This is a genomic window from Micromonospora sp. ATA51 (genome assembly GCF_016802855.1).
Classification (GTDB): domain Bacteria; phylum Actinomycetota; class Actinomycetes; order Mycobacteriales; family Micromonosporaceae; genus Micromonospora; species Micromonospora sicca.
Map to the genome: position 1 here is coordinate 26,950 of NZ_JAEVHJ010000024.1, position 13,139 is coordinate 40,088.

The window sequence follows — 13,139 nt, forward strand, 5'->3', positions numbered from 1 at the left end:
AGATGGCTCACAACAACTGTGTCGACTTGGTGACACTGCGTCAGGCCGAACGGTCGAGACCGGGGAGCCGGTGGGTTCCCGCACACTGTGCGTGCGGTCAGACCGCACGCTGTCGCGTGCCCGTCAGCCCCTTGCGTCAGGGTTCGCAACGGACCACCGCTCCACCGGCCGGCGCGCTGCTGCCGGCGCGGCGCCCGCGCCGGCAGCGTGGTGTCCTCGGCCCAGACGGCGAGCCCGACGCCGGACAGCCACACCCCGTGGATGACCAGCACGCACTCCCCCTCGTCGACGCCCGGGGCAAGGATAGGCGGCCCCGGGCGGCTACTGTCGGCGCCATGTTCGATCTGCTCGTGATCGGCGGCCTGGGGGTCGATGTGCGGGTCCGGGTGCCCGCGCTCCCGCTGCCGGCCGCCGACTCGCTGACCGTGCCCCCCATCGAGCTGCGGATCGGCAACACCGGCGCCGGGGTGGCGCTCGCCGCGCACGCGCTTGGCCTGCGGGTGGCCCTGGTGGACGTGCTGGGTGCCGACCCGGCCGGGGACGTGGTCCGGGCGGCGCTGGCCCGCACCTCGGTGCACGCCGTGCTCGCCGACGCCCCGGCCGGCACCCGCCGCTCGGTCAACCTGGTCGACGCGGGCGGCCGGCGGATGTCCCTCTACGATCCGCGGCCCTGGCAGGGGCCGCCGCCGTTCCCGCCGGACGCGCTCACCGCGCTGGTCCGGGACGCGGCCCACGTGCATGTGTCGATCATGGATTGGGCACGCGACGCGCTACCGGTCCTGCGCGCCGGGCTCGCCGACGGCGTACGGCTCTCCACCGACCTGCACGACTGGGACGGGGACAACCCGTACCACCGCCCCTTCGCCGACGCGGCGGACCTGGTCTTCGTCAGCGGCGTCCGCCTCGGTGGCCGCGCCGGGAAGCTCGCGGTCGAGCTGGCGCCCCGGACCGTGCTGGTGACCGGCGGGGAGGCAGGCGCGACCCTGCACCCGGCGGACGGTCCGCCGGTACCGGTGCCCGCGACGGTTCCGCCCGGCCCGGTGGTCGACAGCAACGGCGCGGGCGACGCCTTCGCCGCCGGTCTGATCGCCGCCCGGCTGCGCGGCGCCACCCTGCCCGACGCGGCCGGGTATGCCGCCCGGGTCGCCGCCGCCGCCTGCACCCACGACGGGATGGAGTACCCGCCCGGCCTGCTGCCCTGCCAGTAGGCCGGCAGCCGCTCAGAGCGCCCCGGTCTCGCCGTCGGTCAGCTCGCGGAGGGCTGTCATCCCCGGACGGTAGTCCCGGCGGCGGCCGGCCCGCTGCCCCGCTATCCGCTGCGGGTCACCGGGGTCCGGGGCAGGATGGGCCCATGGCATCCACGGTGCAGATCCCCCTGGTGGGCGGCACGGCCGACGGCGAGACCATCACCGTCGAGCTGGACGACAACGGCCGCCCGCCGCTGACCCACCACCACCTCGGCCCGGAAGGGCTGGCCGAGGCGCAGATCTACGAGCTGGAGTCGGACGACCGGGCGGGCGGCCGTGGGTCTACACCTGGCGGGGGCCGGCGGTCTGACCGGCCGGTGGGGCACCGGGCCGGTTCAGGCCGCCTTGACCCGGGTCAGGCGCCGGGAGCGGATGCTCTCCAACACCCCACGGGTGACCTGGGAGGTGCCGCGGGCCTGCTCGCACACCTCGGCCACCCGCCGCGCCGTCTCCTCCGCCCGGATCTCCCGCTCGTCCCACAGCCGGTCCACCTCGGCCAGCAGCGGGCCCTCCACCTCCCGTTCGACGCCGCGCAGCGCCGGCACCCCGAGCCGCTGGGCCAGGTCGAAGACCTTTCCGGCGTACGGCAGCGGCAGGAACGGCGTACCCACCATGGCCGCGAAGATCAGGAAGTGCAGCCGCATGCCGACCGCGAGGTCGAAGTGCCGCATCAGCCCGAGCACCTGCCGGGGCGAGTAGTCGCCGTGCAGGACTCGGCCCCGCTCGGCGGCCACCATGTGCGACATCACGCCGTGCGAGTGCCGGATGTCGTCGCGTTCCATCGGCACGAACAGCACGTACGCGTCGATCCGGTGCACCAGGAAGTCGCTGATCTGGGCAAGCAGCCGGTGGTAGCCGTCCACGTCGAGGCGTTCCGCGGCCCGGCCCGGCTCGCGGACGCTCAACCCGACGAGCCGTTTGCCTGCCGGGACCCCCTCGTCGCGGAGCCAGCTCTCCGGGAAGTCCTCCGGTTCGAGCAGGAACGCCGGGTCGGCGGTGACGGTGATCGGGTTCACCAGGCCGGCCTCCTCGAGCACCATCCGGGACTCCTGGTCCCGCACGGTCACCTCGGTCGCCCCGGCCAGGGTCTCCCGGACCATGGTGGTGTCGACCCCGTCGCTGAGCGGCCCCACCCCCACCGCGTACGTGAGCAGGGGCAGGCCGCGCTCCTGGGCGACCCGGACCACCCGCAGGTAGCGCCGGGCCTCCCGGTCGTAGAGGATGCCGCCGCCGCCCAGGATGAGCAGGTCCAGCTCGGACAGGGTCACCGACGAGTCGGCGCGGCTGACGCCCTCCCAGGCCACCGCCTCCACGTCCGGGTGGGCCAGGGCGGTGTGCGCCGGGTTGCGGGAGAAGACGATGATCCGGGCGTTCGGCTCCTGCTGCCGCAGGTCGGCCAGGAGTCCGCTGAGGATCGCCTCGTCGCCGAGGTTGCGGCCACCGTACGAGCCGAGCAAGCCGATCGTCAGTCCGGCGGCATCCGTCATCCGTCGCTCCTCCCCAGGTGCGTCTCGGGCCGGTTTCCCGTTGCGCCGGTGGACATACCTGGGCGAGTTGTCAGCCCGCCGCCGCGCCGACCAGGCGGGACACCAGGGCGGAAACCACCTGGTCGGGGTCGAAGCCGGCGTCGACCGAGGTGGTGAGCAGGTCCAGCAGCAGCCCGTCCACGGCGTAGTGGAGCAGGGCGACCTCGAAGGCGCCGCCGGGCAGTCCGGCCGCGACCTGGCACGCGACGTCGTCGGCGTACCCCCGGCGGAGCACGTCCCCGAGCGCCCGGCGCAGCTCGGGCCGACGGGACGCCGCCAGCCGCAGCTCGAACAGCGCCCGGGTGAGCTCGAGCTCCTGGGTGGTCCGCTCCACGATGTATCGGAGGTAGTCGGTCACCAGCTCCAGGGACGGCTCCCGGCTGCCGAGCCGGGCCAGGACCGCCGGGTCGGGGGCCATCCGGTCGAAGATCCGCTCGCCGAGGGCGCCGAGCCGGTAATGGGCTTGCCCCGGCGGCCCGGTCGGACCGACCGTGGAGGGATGACGAGCGCGACGAAGACCCGGATCGGCTGGGCCGACCTGCCGGCCGACGTCCGGGCCACGGTCGAGGAGATCCTCGGCGACCGGGTCGTCGAGGCGGTGTCCCAACCGGGCGGGTACTCCCCCGGCACCGCCGACCGGGTCCGCACCGCCGGCGGCCGGCGGGCCTTCGTCAAGGCGGTCAGCCCCGCGCAGAACGACCGCAGCCCGCACCTGCACCGCGCGGAGGCGCGGATCGCCGCCGCGCTCCCGCCGTACGCGCCGACGCCCCGGCTGCTCGGCGGCCACGACGACGGCGAGTGGGTGGCCCTGGTCTTCACCGACGTCGAGGGCCGGCACCCGGCGACGCCCTGGCTCGCCACCGAACTGGCGACCGTGCTCACCACGCTGGCGACCATGGCCGCCGCGCTGACCCCGACGCCGGTTACGGCGGTGCCCACCGCGGCCGAGCAGCTCGGGTACGACTTCGCCGGCTGGCGGCGGATCGCGGCGGACCCGCCGGCCGACCTGCCGCCGTGGGCCCACGCGCACCTGTCCGAGCTGTGCGCGGCGGCGGACCGGGGGCTCGCCGCGCTGGCCGGCGACACGCTGTGCCATCTGGACGTCCGCGCCGACAACCTGCTGGTCGGGCCGGACGGCGCGGTCAGCGTGGTGGACTGGCCGTGGGCCTGCCGGGGGCCGTCCTGGTTGGACACCCTGCTCCTGCTGGTCAACGTCCGGCTGTACGGCGGCCACGACACCGAGGCGCTGCTGCGCGACCTGCCGCTGACCGCCGGGGTGGATCCGGCCGCGCTGACCGGGGTGCTGGCCGGCCTCGCCGGCTTTTTCCTCGACAGCGCCCGGCAGCCGCCGCCGCCCGGCATCCCGACGGTCCGGGCGTTCCAGCGGGCGCAGGGCGACGCGCTGCTGCCCTGGCTCGCGGCGCGCCTCGGCTGAGATCCCCGGCGGGGGGTGGCGGCATCGGGCGCGGGCAGGAGGTCAGCTCGTCGCCCGGACCTCGTGGGTGAGGAAGGGCAGCACGGCGGCGGGCAGCGCCGGTGCGGTGACGATGTCGTAGTGGGTCAGGCCGGGCAGCACGGCCAGCCGGGCGGCGGGCCGGTCCGAGCCGTCCCAGCCGGCGTCCCGGTGACCACCGCCGAGCAGCCCGAAGAACTCCGCCATGTGGGTGACCGGGATCGAGTCGGCGTCGGCGAAGACCAGCAGCACCGGCATAGCGAGCGCCGCCACCTCGGCCGACCAGTCGTACTCCTGGCGGAGCAGGTCACCGGTCTTGACCCAGAGGTTCGGCCAGTCCTCCGGACGCGGGGCGACACGGGAGTACAGCTCGTGCGGCGGGGTGCCGCGCATCTGCTCGGCGACCCGCTCGTCCTGCGCCGCCATCGCGGCCAGCACCTCCGGATACCAACCCTGCCGCCTGCAGGGCACCGAGACCAGGGCCAGCCGGCGGACGAGCCCGGGGTGCTGGATCGCGGTCCGCAGCGCCACCCCGCCGCCGAGGGAGTAGCCGAGCAGGTCCGTCTCGGGCAGGTCGAGGTGCCGGATCAGCGCCGCGATGTCGGCGGCCATCGACTCGAAGCGCAGCGGCCGGTCCACGTCGGCGGTCCGCCCGTGGCCTTGGAGGTCGACCAAGATGACCTGCCGGCGCTCGGCGAGGGCGGGGAGGATCGGGGCGAACATCTCCACCGCGCCGTATCCGCCGTGCAGCAGCACCAGCGGGCGGCCCGTGCCGTGGACCTCGTACCAGAGACGCACCCCGTTGACGTCCGCGTAACTCACCCTGACTCCTCCGTCGTTCGTCGACCCGTCGCGCGACCACCGCCGTCGACGGGGCGCACCCGATGTAACGCCGACGACGCGGCGAACTCATCGGCGCTGGAGGGTCAGAATGTCATCCTCTCCGACGACGAGCTCCGCGACGAGGTCCGGGGCGGCGAGGGCGAAGGCCACCAGGGCCCTCGGTGGTGTAGCCGCGGCGGCGCGCGAGGGGACGATGCCGTAACGGTGTGCCGCGTCCTGGGACCATACCGCCGGGGGCCGGACACGGCGCGCCCCCGCTGCCTCGGGCCGGAGGCGGCGGGGGCGCGTCGGTGCCGGTCAGCTGACGCCGGTGACGGCCTTGACCAGGTTGATGCCGAAGTAGAACACGAACGCGACCGCGACCGCCCACATCAGCGGATGGATCTGCCGGGCCTTGCCCTGCGCCACCCGGATCGCCACCCAGCTGACGAAGCCGGCGCCGATGCCGTTGGTGATCGAGTAGGTGAACGGCATCAGCGTCATGGTCAGGAACGCCGGGACCGCCACCCCGACGTCCGTGAAGTCGATGTCCTTGACCTGACGGATCATCAGCGCGCCGACGACGACCAGCGCCGGACCGGCGGCCTCGCTGGGCACCAGCGACACCAGCGGGGTGAGCAGCAGCGCGCCGAGGAACAGCAGACCGGTGACCACGCTGGTCAGACCGGTACGGCCGCCGTCCGCGATGCCCGAGGACGACTCCACGTACGTGGTGGCCGAGGAGGCGCTGCCCGCGCCGCCGGCGACCGCGGCGACACCGTCGACGAAGAGCACCTTGCCCAGCCGCGGCATGTCGGTGCCGTCGGCGGTGGCCAGGCCGGCCTGCTTCGCCAGGCCCACCGTCGTGCCCATCACGTCGAAGAAGTCGGCGAGGACGAGGGTGAAGACCAGCAGCACGGCGGTCATCACGCCGACGTGCGCAAACGCCGTGAACGACACGTTGCCGAGCAGGTGCAGGTCGGGCGCCTTGATCAGCGGGTCGGGCAGGGTCGGCACGTTGAGCTGCCATCCGGTCGGGTTCGGCTTGCCGTCGACGAACGCCGGGCCCGGCTTGGTGAGCGCGTTGACGATCACGGCGACGACCGTGGTCGCCACGATGCCGATCAGGATGCCGGCCTTCACCTTGCGGGCGACCAGGATGCCGGTGACCAGCAGGCCGACCAGGAAGACCACGGTGGTCCAGCCGCGCAGCGTGCCGTCGCCGCCGAGCTGCACCGGCACCGTCGTGCCGGCGGCGTCCGGCATCCGGCGGACGAGACCGCCGTCGACGAAGCCGATCAGCGCGATGAACAGGCCGATGCCGGCGGCGATGGCCGCCTTCAGCTCGCCGGGGATGGCCCGGAACACGGCCTTCCGGAAACCGGTCAGCACCAGCACCGTGATGATCAGACCCTCGATGACGACCAGGCCCATCGCCTCGGCCCAGGTCATCTGCGAGGCGACGGCGTACGCGACGAAGGCGTTGAGGCCCAGGCCGGTCGCCACCGCGAACGGCACCCGGCCGACGACGCCCATCAGGATGGTCATCACCGCCGCGACGAGGGCGGTGACCCCGGCGACCGGCGCGATGCCGAGCAGCTTGCCGTCGGCGTCCGGCGCGGTGCCGATGATGAGGGGGTTGAGCACGACGATGTAGGCCATCGTCGCGAAGGTGGTCAGCCCGGCGAGCACCTCGCGCTTGACTGTCGAGCCCCGCCGGGTGATCTCGAAGAAGCGGTCGAGACGGCCGCGCTCGGCGGGTTCCGTCGGCTCGGCCGGGACAGCAGGATCCTGCGTAGTCACGCTCATGGCGTGGCTTACTCCGTTCCGGGTTGGCCCGCCGGACGTGCCGGTCAGGCGTGGGGGTGCAGCCGTCCCGGAGCGGTTGGCCCGGAGAACGTCGGAACGGCTGGGCTCCACGGATCCCGTGAAGCACTACGAAGCCGCACCCGGTCGGGGAGCGACTTCGCCCCACCACCTTAACCGCCGGGTGACGCCGGATGACCTGCCCCTACGCGTGCTTCGCGGCGGGGGTGGGCAAGGTCACCGTCGACCGGAGCGGCCCGCGGGTGGGCCCGCCGGCCCCCGTCGGCCCGCCGCGACACGCGCACGGCATTGACACCCTCACCCACCCCGAGCAGATTCCGGAGTGATTCCGGTCGGTCGTGACCGGGGCGTCCGCGCGGAAGGACGATCGCCATGCACAAGATCAGGTCCACCGGTAGGGCCGGGCTCGCCTCGGCGGTGGCGCTGCTCGCGCCGTCGCTGGTCCTCGTGGCCGGGCCGGCGCCGGCGTACGCCGCGGAGACGACGACCCGGATCCTCCGGGCCCCGCTGGACCTCTCCGTCGTCCTGCCCTGCGCCAACGGCGGCCTCGGCGAGGTCGTCGACTTCGACGGCACGATCTCCGAGGTGTACCACGTGACCGTCGACGAGACCGGCGGGTTCCACGTGCACATCGTCGAGACCCAGTCGAACGTGCACGGCATCGGTGCGACGACCGGGGACCGGTACGTCAGCACCCGGGTCAACCTCTTCGTCTACGACCAGGGATCCGGGTCGCTGCCGATCACCTCCACCCAGCAACTGGTGTTCCGGATCGTGGGGCCCGGGCCGGGCAACGACGCGTCGATCCGGATCACGAACCACACCACCGTCAACGCCGACGGCACCGTCACCGTCGCCTTCGACACGTACACGGCGGAGTGCGAACCCACCACGCCCTGACCCGCCGGACCGCCCGGGAAGCGGGCCCGACCGTGGGGCACGCGGGTGGTCAGTCCACGGCCACCGGGCTCGGCGCCGGCTCCGGCGCGGCCCGGGGTGCCGGGCCGTACGCAGCGGGGAGAACGCGGCGACGGCGGCCGCGACCGCCATGCCGGCCACGCCGACCCAGATCGCCGGCCGGTAGCCGAGGTGCTGGGCGAGCAGCCCGCCGACCGGCGCGCCGACGGTCAGCATGCCCCAGTTGAGCGAGCGGATGGTGCCGTTCATCCGGCCCTGCAACCGGTCGGGCGTGACCGCCTGCCGGTAGCCCATCTCGTTGGGCCCGCTGATCCCCAGGGCGAACCAGATGACGAACTGGGCAGCGCCCACCATCACCCAGCCTGCGGTCCCCGCCGCGGCGAGGGCCACCAGACTCCAGCCCAGCGGCTCGACCACCCGCTCCAGCATGATGGCGCGGCCGGCGCCCCACCGGCCCGCGAGGTCGGACAGCGAGTTGCCGGCCACCGCCCCGACGCCGCCGACGGCCAGCACCACGCCGAGGCCGAACGCCGCCCGGTCCGCGGGCAGTCCGGGATCCAGGCCGCGTACGACGAAGAGCGTGAGGACGGTCGACGCCAGGCTGGCGAAGAGGAAGCGCGCGTGCAGGGTGAGGGCGTACGGCGCCAGCACCGGGTGCCGGTACACCCAGGCGAGCCCCTCGCGCAGTTCGTGGCCGAGGTGGCGGCGACCCGGGTGCGGGGCCGGCTCATCCCCCCGGATCGTCGCCAGCAGCAGGCCGGAGACCAGGTACGACACCGCGTCGACCAGCAGGGCCACGGGCGCGCTCACCGCCGCCACCAGCGACCCGCCGAACAACGGGCCGGTGGTCTGCGCCAGCGACGCGCTCTGTTCCATCCGGGCGTTCGCCCTGGTGAGCGCCGCGGTGGGCACGAGTCGGGGCAGGTAGGACTGGTGGGCGGCCTCGTAGAGCAGCGACAGCGCGCCGAACGCGGCGACGAGGACCATCAGCGCGGGCACGCTCAACGCCCCGAGCAGCGCGAGCGTCGCGATCAGGGTCAGCAGCACCGCGCGGGCGACGTCGGCGGCCACCAGGATCGGCCGGCGCCGGTACCGGTCGGCCACCACCCCGGCCAGCAGCCCGAACAGCAGGTACGGCGTCCAGCGGGCGCCGTTGACGAGTCCCACCTCGGCGTCGGTCGCGTCGAAGGCGACGATGGCGATGATCGGCAGGGCCACCGTGGTCAGGTACGTCCCGAACGTGGAGACCGTGTCGGCCGCCCAGAAGCGCGCGTACCCGGGCTGGCCGAACAGTCGCGTCATCCCGGCGACGGTAGTGCGTCCGGCGGCTCCGTCGCGGCCCGGTGGTCGTCGGTACGTAGGCTGTCCGGCGTGATCAGGTTGGAGCGGCTGCGGGCCGACCACGCGCCGGTTCTCCTGGCCTTCGAGCGGGCGAACCGGGAGTGGTTCGCCCGGTCGTGCCGGATCGGGGGGACGACTACTTCGCCGAGTTCGCCGCCCGGCACCGCGCCCTGCTGGCCGAGCAGGACGCCGGCTCGATCCACTTCCACGTCGTCCTGGACGACCGGGGAGCCCTGATCGGCCGGGTCAACCTCGTGGACGTCGAGGACGGCACGGCGGAGCTGGGCTACCGGATCGGTGAGCGCGCCACCGGTCGCGGCGTGGCGACGGCGGCGGTCGAGGAGGTGTGCCGGCTGGCCGCCACGGCGTACGGGCTCTCCGCGCTCACCGCGGTCACCACCCGGGACAACCCGGCGTCCATGGCGGTGCTGGGACGCACCGGGTTCACCCCGGTCGGGGACATCGTCCTCGACGGACGTCCCGGTGTGCGGTACCGGCGCCGACTTTCCGACCCGGGCACCGCACCGTCCTCGGGCGGGTGAGGCTAACCCGCGACGTGGTCTCCCCACTCCGTCTCCGGCCCGGAGCCGGGCGCCGGGGCCTCCCACATCGCCAGGTGGGTCATGAAGTCGTCGGGGCCGGCGCCGTGCCAGTGCCACTCGCCGGGCGGGGTGTGGATGGTGTCACCGGGCCGGATCTCGACGACCTCGCCGCCACGCGACTGGATCAGGCCGACGCCCTCGGTGACGTGCAGCGTCTGACCGACGGCGTGGCGGTGCCAGGCCGTGCGGGCGCCCGGGGCGAAGCGGACGGTGTTGACCCGCATCCGTGAGGGCTCCTCGCCCTTTGCGATGACGTCGAACCAGACGTCGCCGGTGAACATCTCGGCCGGTCCCTTGGCGGACGGCTGCTTGGGCAGAACTTCCACGGGTGCCTCCTTGTCGATGTGGTTCAGAAGCCGGTCGGCAGGTGCGGCGCGTAGGACTTTTCGACGCGCGGGACCGGTCAGGGACGGACCAGGACCTTGAGGGCCTCGCGGCGGTCCATCGCGCGGTATCCGTCGGGCACCTCGTCGAGGCTGACGGTGCGGTCGAAGACCTTGCCGGGTTCGACCCGGCCGTCGAGGACGTCGGGCAGCAGCTGGTCGATGTAGGCGCGGACCGGGGCGGGCCCGCCGGTGAGGGTGAGGTTGCGCCCGAACATGCCCCAGCCGATCGGTCCCTCGTCGTACTGCGGGACGCCCACCCGGCTGATCACGCCGCCGGCGCGGACCACGCCGAGCGCCTGCTCGTAGGCCTCCTGGTAGCCGACCGCCTCAAGCACCGTGTGGGTGCCGTCGCCGCCGGTCAGCTCACGCACCCTGGCGATGCCCTCCTCGCCTCGCTCGGCGACGACGTCGGTGGCGCCGAACTCGCGGCCGAGGTCGGTGCGCGCCTTGTGCCGGCCCATCAGGATGATCCGCTCGGCGCCGAGCTGCCTGGCCGAGAGCACCGCGAGCAGGCCGACCGCCCCGTCACCGATCACGGTGACGGTGGTGCGCGGGTTGACGTCGGCGCGCTTGGCGGCGTGGTAGCCGGTGCCGTAGACGTCCGCGAGGGTGAGCAGCGACGGCAGCAGCGCGGAGTCCTCCCCGACCGGCAGCTTGACCAGGGTGCCGGCCGCCTGCGGGACGCGGACGAACTCGGCCTGCGCGGTGTTGAAGAACCCGCCGTGGCGGCAGGAGGCCTGCACACCCTCGCGGCAGAAGTCGCAGGTGTTGTCCTGGAAGGCGAAGGACGCCACCGCCAGGTCGCCCTTCTTCAGCCCGGTCACCTCCGGGCCGAGGTCCTCGACGACGCCGAGGAACTCATGGCCCATCTGCGTCCCGTCCTCAGCGGCTGGCACGTTGTGGTAGGGGTGCAGGTCGCTGCCGCAGACACAGGTGCGCACGACCCGTACGATCGCGTCGGTCGGCTGCTGCAGCACCGGGTCGGCGATCTCCTCCACCCGCACGTCACCGGCGCCGTACATCAACGTTGCTCGCATGGGCATTTCCTTTTCACATGTCGTCTCGCGGTTGCGCCCGGGGCGTGGGTTCACTATCCCCGCTCGGCGTATGTCGTACCCGGGCAACAACCATCAAAGCGGCGGCGACGGCGGTGAGGGAGAGCCTGTCGTTACAGGTACTGCCAGAACCCCCCCAGCTACCAGAGGACCAGCAGTGAGCGCGGTTCCAGGTGGGTCTCCCGCTTCCTGTGGTTCCTTTCGAGCAGTCTCGAACAGCACTTTCCACGTCGATTGCCCAAACATAAATGGCACTGACTTTCACTACGGATTCGACGTAGTTCGGTCTGTGAACGTTGTCGGCCAGTGCCAGCCGGTGTCGTTCCTCGTGGTCGGCCCTCCGTGTCGCGCCGTCTGCGGCGGTTGATGTCGGTTGCGCATCACGCCGTTCGCTGACTTCCTGCTGACTCGTCGAGGATTCGGCTGGACCATCGGCTTCTTCCTCCCGAACGCCGTTGCCGCGCATCGTCTGCTGCCATCGGCTGTCATCCGGTGCCGTCAGCTCGGCGATAACCCAGCCCTGCTGCCGTTGGCGGTCACCGGTGGGGTGCCTTCCCTCCGGGTATACGACGTCCAACCCCACGGTCAGCCGGGGTTGTGCGGGCGAGGATGACCGGTATGGGGCATCGGGAAGGCGGTGGACAGGGTCAGGACCTGTTGCAACGTCGCGAGGACGTGCGGCAGGCCAACTTCCTGGAACTGTTCATCGACCTGGCGTTGGTGTTCGCCCTGGCCGGGGTGGTCAGCCGGGTCGCGCGGGACATCGTCAGCGAAGACCTTGTCGTCCGGTGGCGGGCGATGACCTACCTGCTGGTGCTGGCGCTGCCGCTGATCTGGTTGTGGATCACGACCGCGCACATCACCAGCTGGTTCGACCCCCGCCGCCGCAAGATCCAGTGGATCGTACTGGCCAGTGCCTTCGGGCTGCTGGTCATGTCGACGTCGCTGCCGTACGCGTTCGTCGGCCGCGGGTGGGCGTTCGTGCTGCCGTACGTGATCCTGCTGTGCGGCCGGCCGCTCATCCTGATGCCTGCGCTGCGCGGACACCCCCTGCGGCAGCTTTACCGCCGGTCGGTGCTGTGGTGCGCGGCCTCGGCGGTGATCTGGTTCGTCGGCGCGGCCGTCAGTGGCGGCGCCCGGGCCGCCCTGTGGGGGGCCGCCGTGACCGTTGACATCGCCGCCGCGCAGCTGCGCTGGCCGGTACCGGGGATGGCCCGGCGGCCGGTCAGTGCGTGGGCCATGGACAGCGGTCACCACCTGCCCGAGCGCTACCAGCAGTTCCTGATGATCGCCCTCGGGGAAACCGTGCTCGCCGTCGGCGCCACGCTGACCTACCAGCGGTCACCGCGGCGACCGCGGCGGGGCTCGTGGTGGCGTTCCTGTCGACGGTGCTGCTGTGGCGCATCTACTTCTACCGCTCCGGCCACGTCCTCGCCGAAGCCGTCGCCGCGGCGGGGGACAGGGAAGCCGCCGGCCGCGCCACCGGCACTGCCCACGTCGTCATGGTGATGGGCATCGTCGCCGCCGCCGTCGGCTTCGAGATCGTGCTGAAACACCCGAACGGCCGGCCCGAGCCGGCGTGGCTCGTCGCGATCCTCGGCGGTCCAGCACTGTTCCTCTACGGCCGCATCCGTCTGGAACGCGTCGTGTTCGACCGGCTTTCCATCCGCCGGGTCGTCGCCATCGCCGCCCTGGCGGTCGCCGCCGTCCCCCTGCATTTCGCCCCACCGCTGGCCGCTACGGTCGTGGCCGCGCTCGTCCTGCTCGCCGTCGCCCTCGCCGACGCCCGCCACGCTGCCGGCCGTCCCCCCGAAGCCCCCTCCCCGGCGCACTAGGTCGCCTGAATTGGCCGTGCGGACTGCGCTAGATCCTTGGGTTCGAGAATCTGAACAACTGAGTCAGGTTTTCAGGCTGCGGTTTTGAGTCGTGCGCGGGCGATGTAGTCGTCGACGTGGTGGTCGA

At 72.9% G+C, this 13,139-nt stretch carries 12 protein-coding genes and 2 pseudogenes; 6 read left to right on the plus strand and 8 right to left on the minus strand.

Going from position 1 to position 13,139, the window contains the following annotated elements; translation table 11 throughout:
- The first annotated feature begins 335 nt into the window (after window positions 1-335).
- The gene (locus JNW87_RS06755) at window positions 336-1,208 is read left to right on the plus strand and encodes a carbohydrate kinase family protein (protein ID WP_109802571.1); all 873 of its coding nucleotides are present in this window, start codon (window positions 336-338) and stop codon (window positions 1,206-1,208) included.
- Between the two features lie 12 nt (window positions 1,209-1,220).
- On the opposite strand, the gene JNW87_RS06760 is transcribed toward JNW87_RS06755, so the two are convergent.
- A complete protein-coding gene (locus JNW87_RS06760) occupies window positions 1,221-1,358 on the minus strand; it encodes a hypothetical protein (RefSeq protein WP_238453313.1) in 138 nt (45 codons plus the stop codon).
- Here JNW87_RS06760 and JNW87_RS06765 point away from each other — a divergent pair.
- Window positions 1,352-1,557, plus strand: a pseudogene (locus tag JNW87_RS06765) (hypothetical protein). The gene JNW87_RS06760 and the pseudogene JNW87_RS06765 sit on opposite strands and share 7 nt — an antisense overlap.
- A gap of 25 nt (window positions 1,558-1,582) precedes the next feature.
- Here the strand turns inward: JNW87_RS06765 and JNW87_RS06770 are convergent.
- Both JNW87_RS06770 and JNW87_RS06775 read right to left on the minus strand, forming a co-directional pair.
- A complete protein-coding gene (locus JNW87_RS06770; protein WP_109802573.1) occupies window positions 1,583-2,734 on the minus strand; it encodes a polysaccharide pyruvyl transferase family protein in 1,152 nt (383 codons plus the stop codon).
- A 70-nt stretch (window positions 2,735-2,804) separates the two neighbouring features.
- On the minus strand, window positions 2,805-3,191 hold the full coding sequence (locus JNW87_RS06775) for a hypothetical protein (RefSeq protein WP_236647982.1): 387 nt from the start codon (window positions 3,189-3,191) through the stop codon (window positions 2,805-2,807).
- An 81-nt stretch (window positions 3,192-3,272) separates the two neighbouring features.
- On the opposite strand from JNW87_RS06775, the gene JNW87_RS06780 reads away from it, so the two are divergent.
- The gene (locus tag JNW87_RS06780; protein ID WP_109802582.1) at window positions 3,273-4,208 is read left to right on the plus strand and encodes an aminoglycoside phosphotransferase family protein; all 936 of its coding nucleotides are present in this window, start codon (window positions 3,273-3,275) and stop codon (window positions 4,206-4,208) included.
- Between the two features lie 42 nt (window positions 4,209-4,250).
- Here the strand turns inward: JNW87_RS06780 and JNW87_RS06785 are convergent, their stop codons facing one another.
- Both JNW87_RS06785 and JNW87_RS06790 read right to left on the minus strand, forming a co-directional pair.
- Window positions 4,251-5,048, minus strand: a complete 798-nt coding sequence (locus tag JNW87_RS06785; RefSeq protein WP_109802574.1) for an alpha/beta fold hydrolase — start codon at window positions 5,046-5,048, stop codon at window positions 4,251-4,253.
- A 318-nt stretch (window positions 5,049-5,366) separates the two neighbouring features.
- The gene (locus JNW87_RS06790; RefSeq protein ID WP_109802575.1) at window positions 5,367-6,857 is read right to left on the minus strand and encodes an NCS2 family permease; all 1,491 of its coding nucleotides are present in this window, start codon (window positions 6,855-6,857) and stop codon (window positions 5,367-5,369) included.
- Between the two features lie 191 nt (window positions 6,858-7,048).
- Here JNW87_RS06790 and JNW87_RS06795 point away from each other — a divergent pair, with 191 nt between their 5' ends.
- The gene (locus JNW87_RS06795; protein WP_161557868.1) at window positions 7,049-7,201 is read left to right on the plus strand and encodes a hypothetical protein; all 153 of its coding nucleotides are present in this window, start codon (window positions 7,049-7,051) and stop codon (window positions 7,199-7,201) included.
- Here JNW87_RS06795 and JNW87_RS06800 read toward each other — a convergent pair.
- On the minus strand, window positions 7,173-9,095 hold the full coding sequence (locus tag JNW87_RS06800; RefSeq protein WP_238453310.1) for an MFS transporter: 1,923 nt from the start codon (window positions 9,093-9,095) through the stop codon (window positions 7,173-7,175). The genes JNW87_RS06795 and JNW87_RS06800 overlap by 29 nt on opposite strands.
- A gap of 155 nt (window positions 9,096-9,250) precedes the next feature.
- Between JNW87_RS06800 and JNW87_RS06805 the strand changes: the two genes are divergently transcribed.
- On the plus strand, window positions 9,251-9,676 hold the full coding sequence (locus JNW87_RS06805) for a GNAT family N-acetyltransferase (RefSeq protein ID WP_238453311.1): 426 nt from the start codon (window positions 9,251-9,253) through the stop codon (window positions 9,674-9,676).
- 2 nt (window positions 9,677-9,678) lie between these two features.
- Here the strand turns inward: JNW87_RS06805 and JNW87_RS06810 are convergent, their stop codons facing one another.
- Window positions 9,679-10,062 (minus strand): cupin domain-containing protein, encoded by a 384-nt coding sequence (locus JNW87_RS06810; RefSeq protein WP_109802578.1) that lies wholly within the window; start codon window positions 10,060-10,062, stop codon window positions 9,679-9,681.
- A 77-nt stretch (window positions 10,063-10,139) separates the two neighbouring features.
- Window positions 10,140-11,159, minus strand: coding sequence for a zinc-binding dehydrogenase (locus JNW87_RS06815; protein ID WP_109802579.1), 1,020 nt, complete (start codon window positions 11,157-11,159; stop codon window positions 10,140-10,142).
- A gap of 636 nt (window positions 11,160-11,795) precedes the next feature.
- Here JNW87_RS06815 and JNW87_RS06820 point away from each other — a divergent pair.
- A pseudogene (locus JNW87_RS06820) lies at window positions 11,796-13,012 on the plus strand (low temperature requirement protein A).
- Window positions 13,013-13,139: the final 127 nt, after the last annotated feature.

Coding starts and splice junctions, on each gene's coding strand:
- JNW87_RS06800 (WP_238453310.1), bottom strand. CDS start 9,095: ATGACGCGACTGTTCGGCCAGCCCGGGTACGCGCGCTTCTGGGCGGCC.
- JNW87_RS06770 (WP_109802573.1), bottom strand. CDS start 2,734: ATGACGGATGCCGCCGGACTGACGATCGGCTTGCTCGGCTCGTACGGT.
- JNW87_RS06775 (WP_236647982.1), bottom strand. CDS start 3,191: ATGGCCCCCGACCCGGCGGTCCTGGCCCGGCTCGGCAGCCGGGAGCCG.
- JNW87_RS06760 (WP_238453313.1), bottom strand. CDS start 1,358: ATGCCATGGGCCCATCCTGCCCCGGACCCCGGTGACCCGCAGCGGATA.
- JNW87_RS06790 (WP_109802575.1), bottom strand. CDS start 6,857: ATGAGCGTGACTACGCAGGATCCTGCTGTCCCGGCCGAGCCGACGGAA.
- JNW87_RS06780 (WP_109802582.1), top strand. CDS start 3,273: ATGACGAGCGCGACGAAGACCCGGATCGGCTGGGCCGACCTGCCGGCC.
- JNW87_RS06815 (WP_109802579.1), bottom strand. CDS start 11,159: ATGCGAGCAACGTTGATGTACGGCGCCGGTGACGTGCGGGTGGAGGAG.
- JNW87_RS06755 (WP_109802571.1), top strand. CDS start 336: ATGTTCGATCTGCTCGTGATCGGCGGCCTGGGGGTCGATGTGCGGGTC.
- JNW87_RS06795 (WP_161557868.1), top strand. CDS start 7,049: ATGACCTGCCCCTACGCGTGCTTCGCGGCGGGGGTGGGCAAGGTCACC.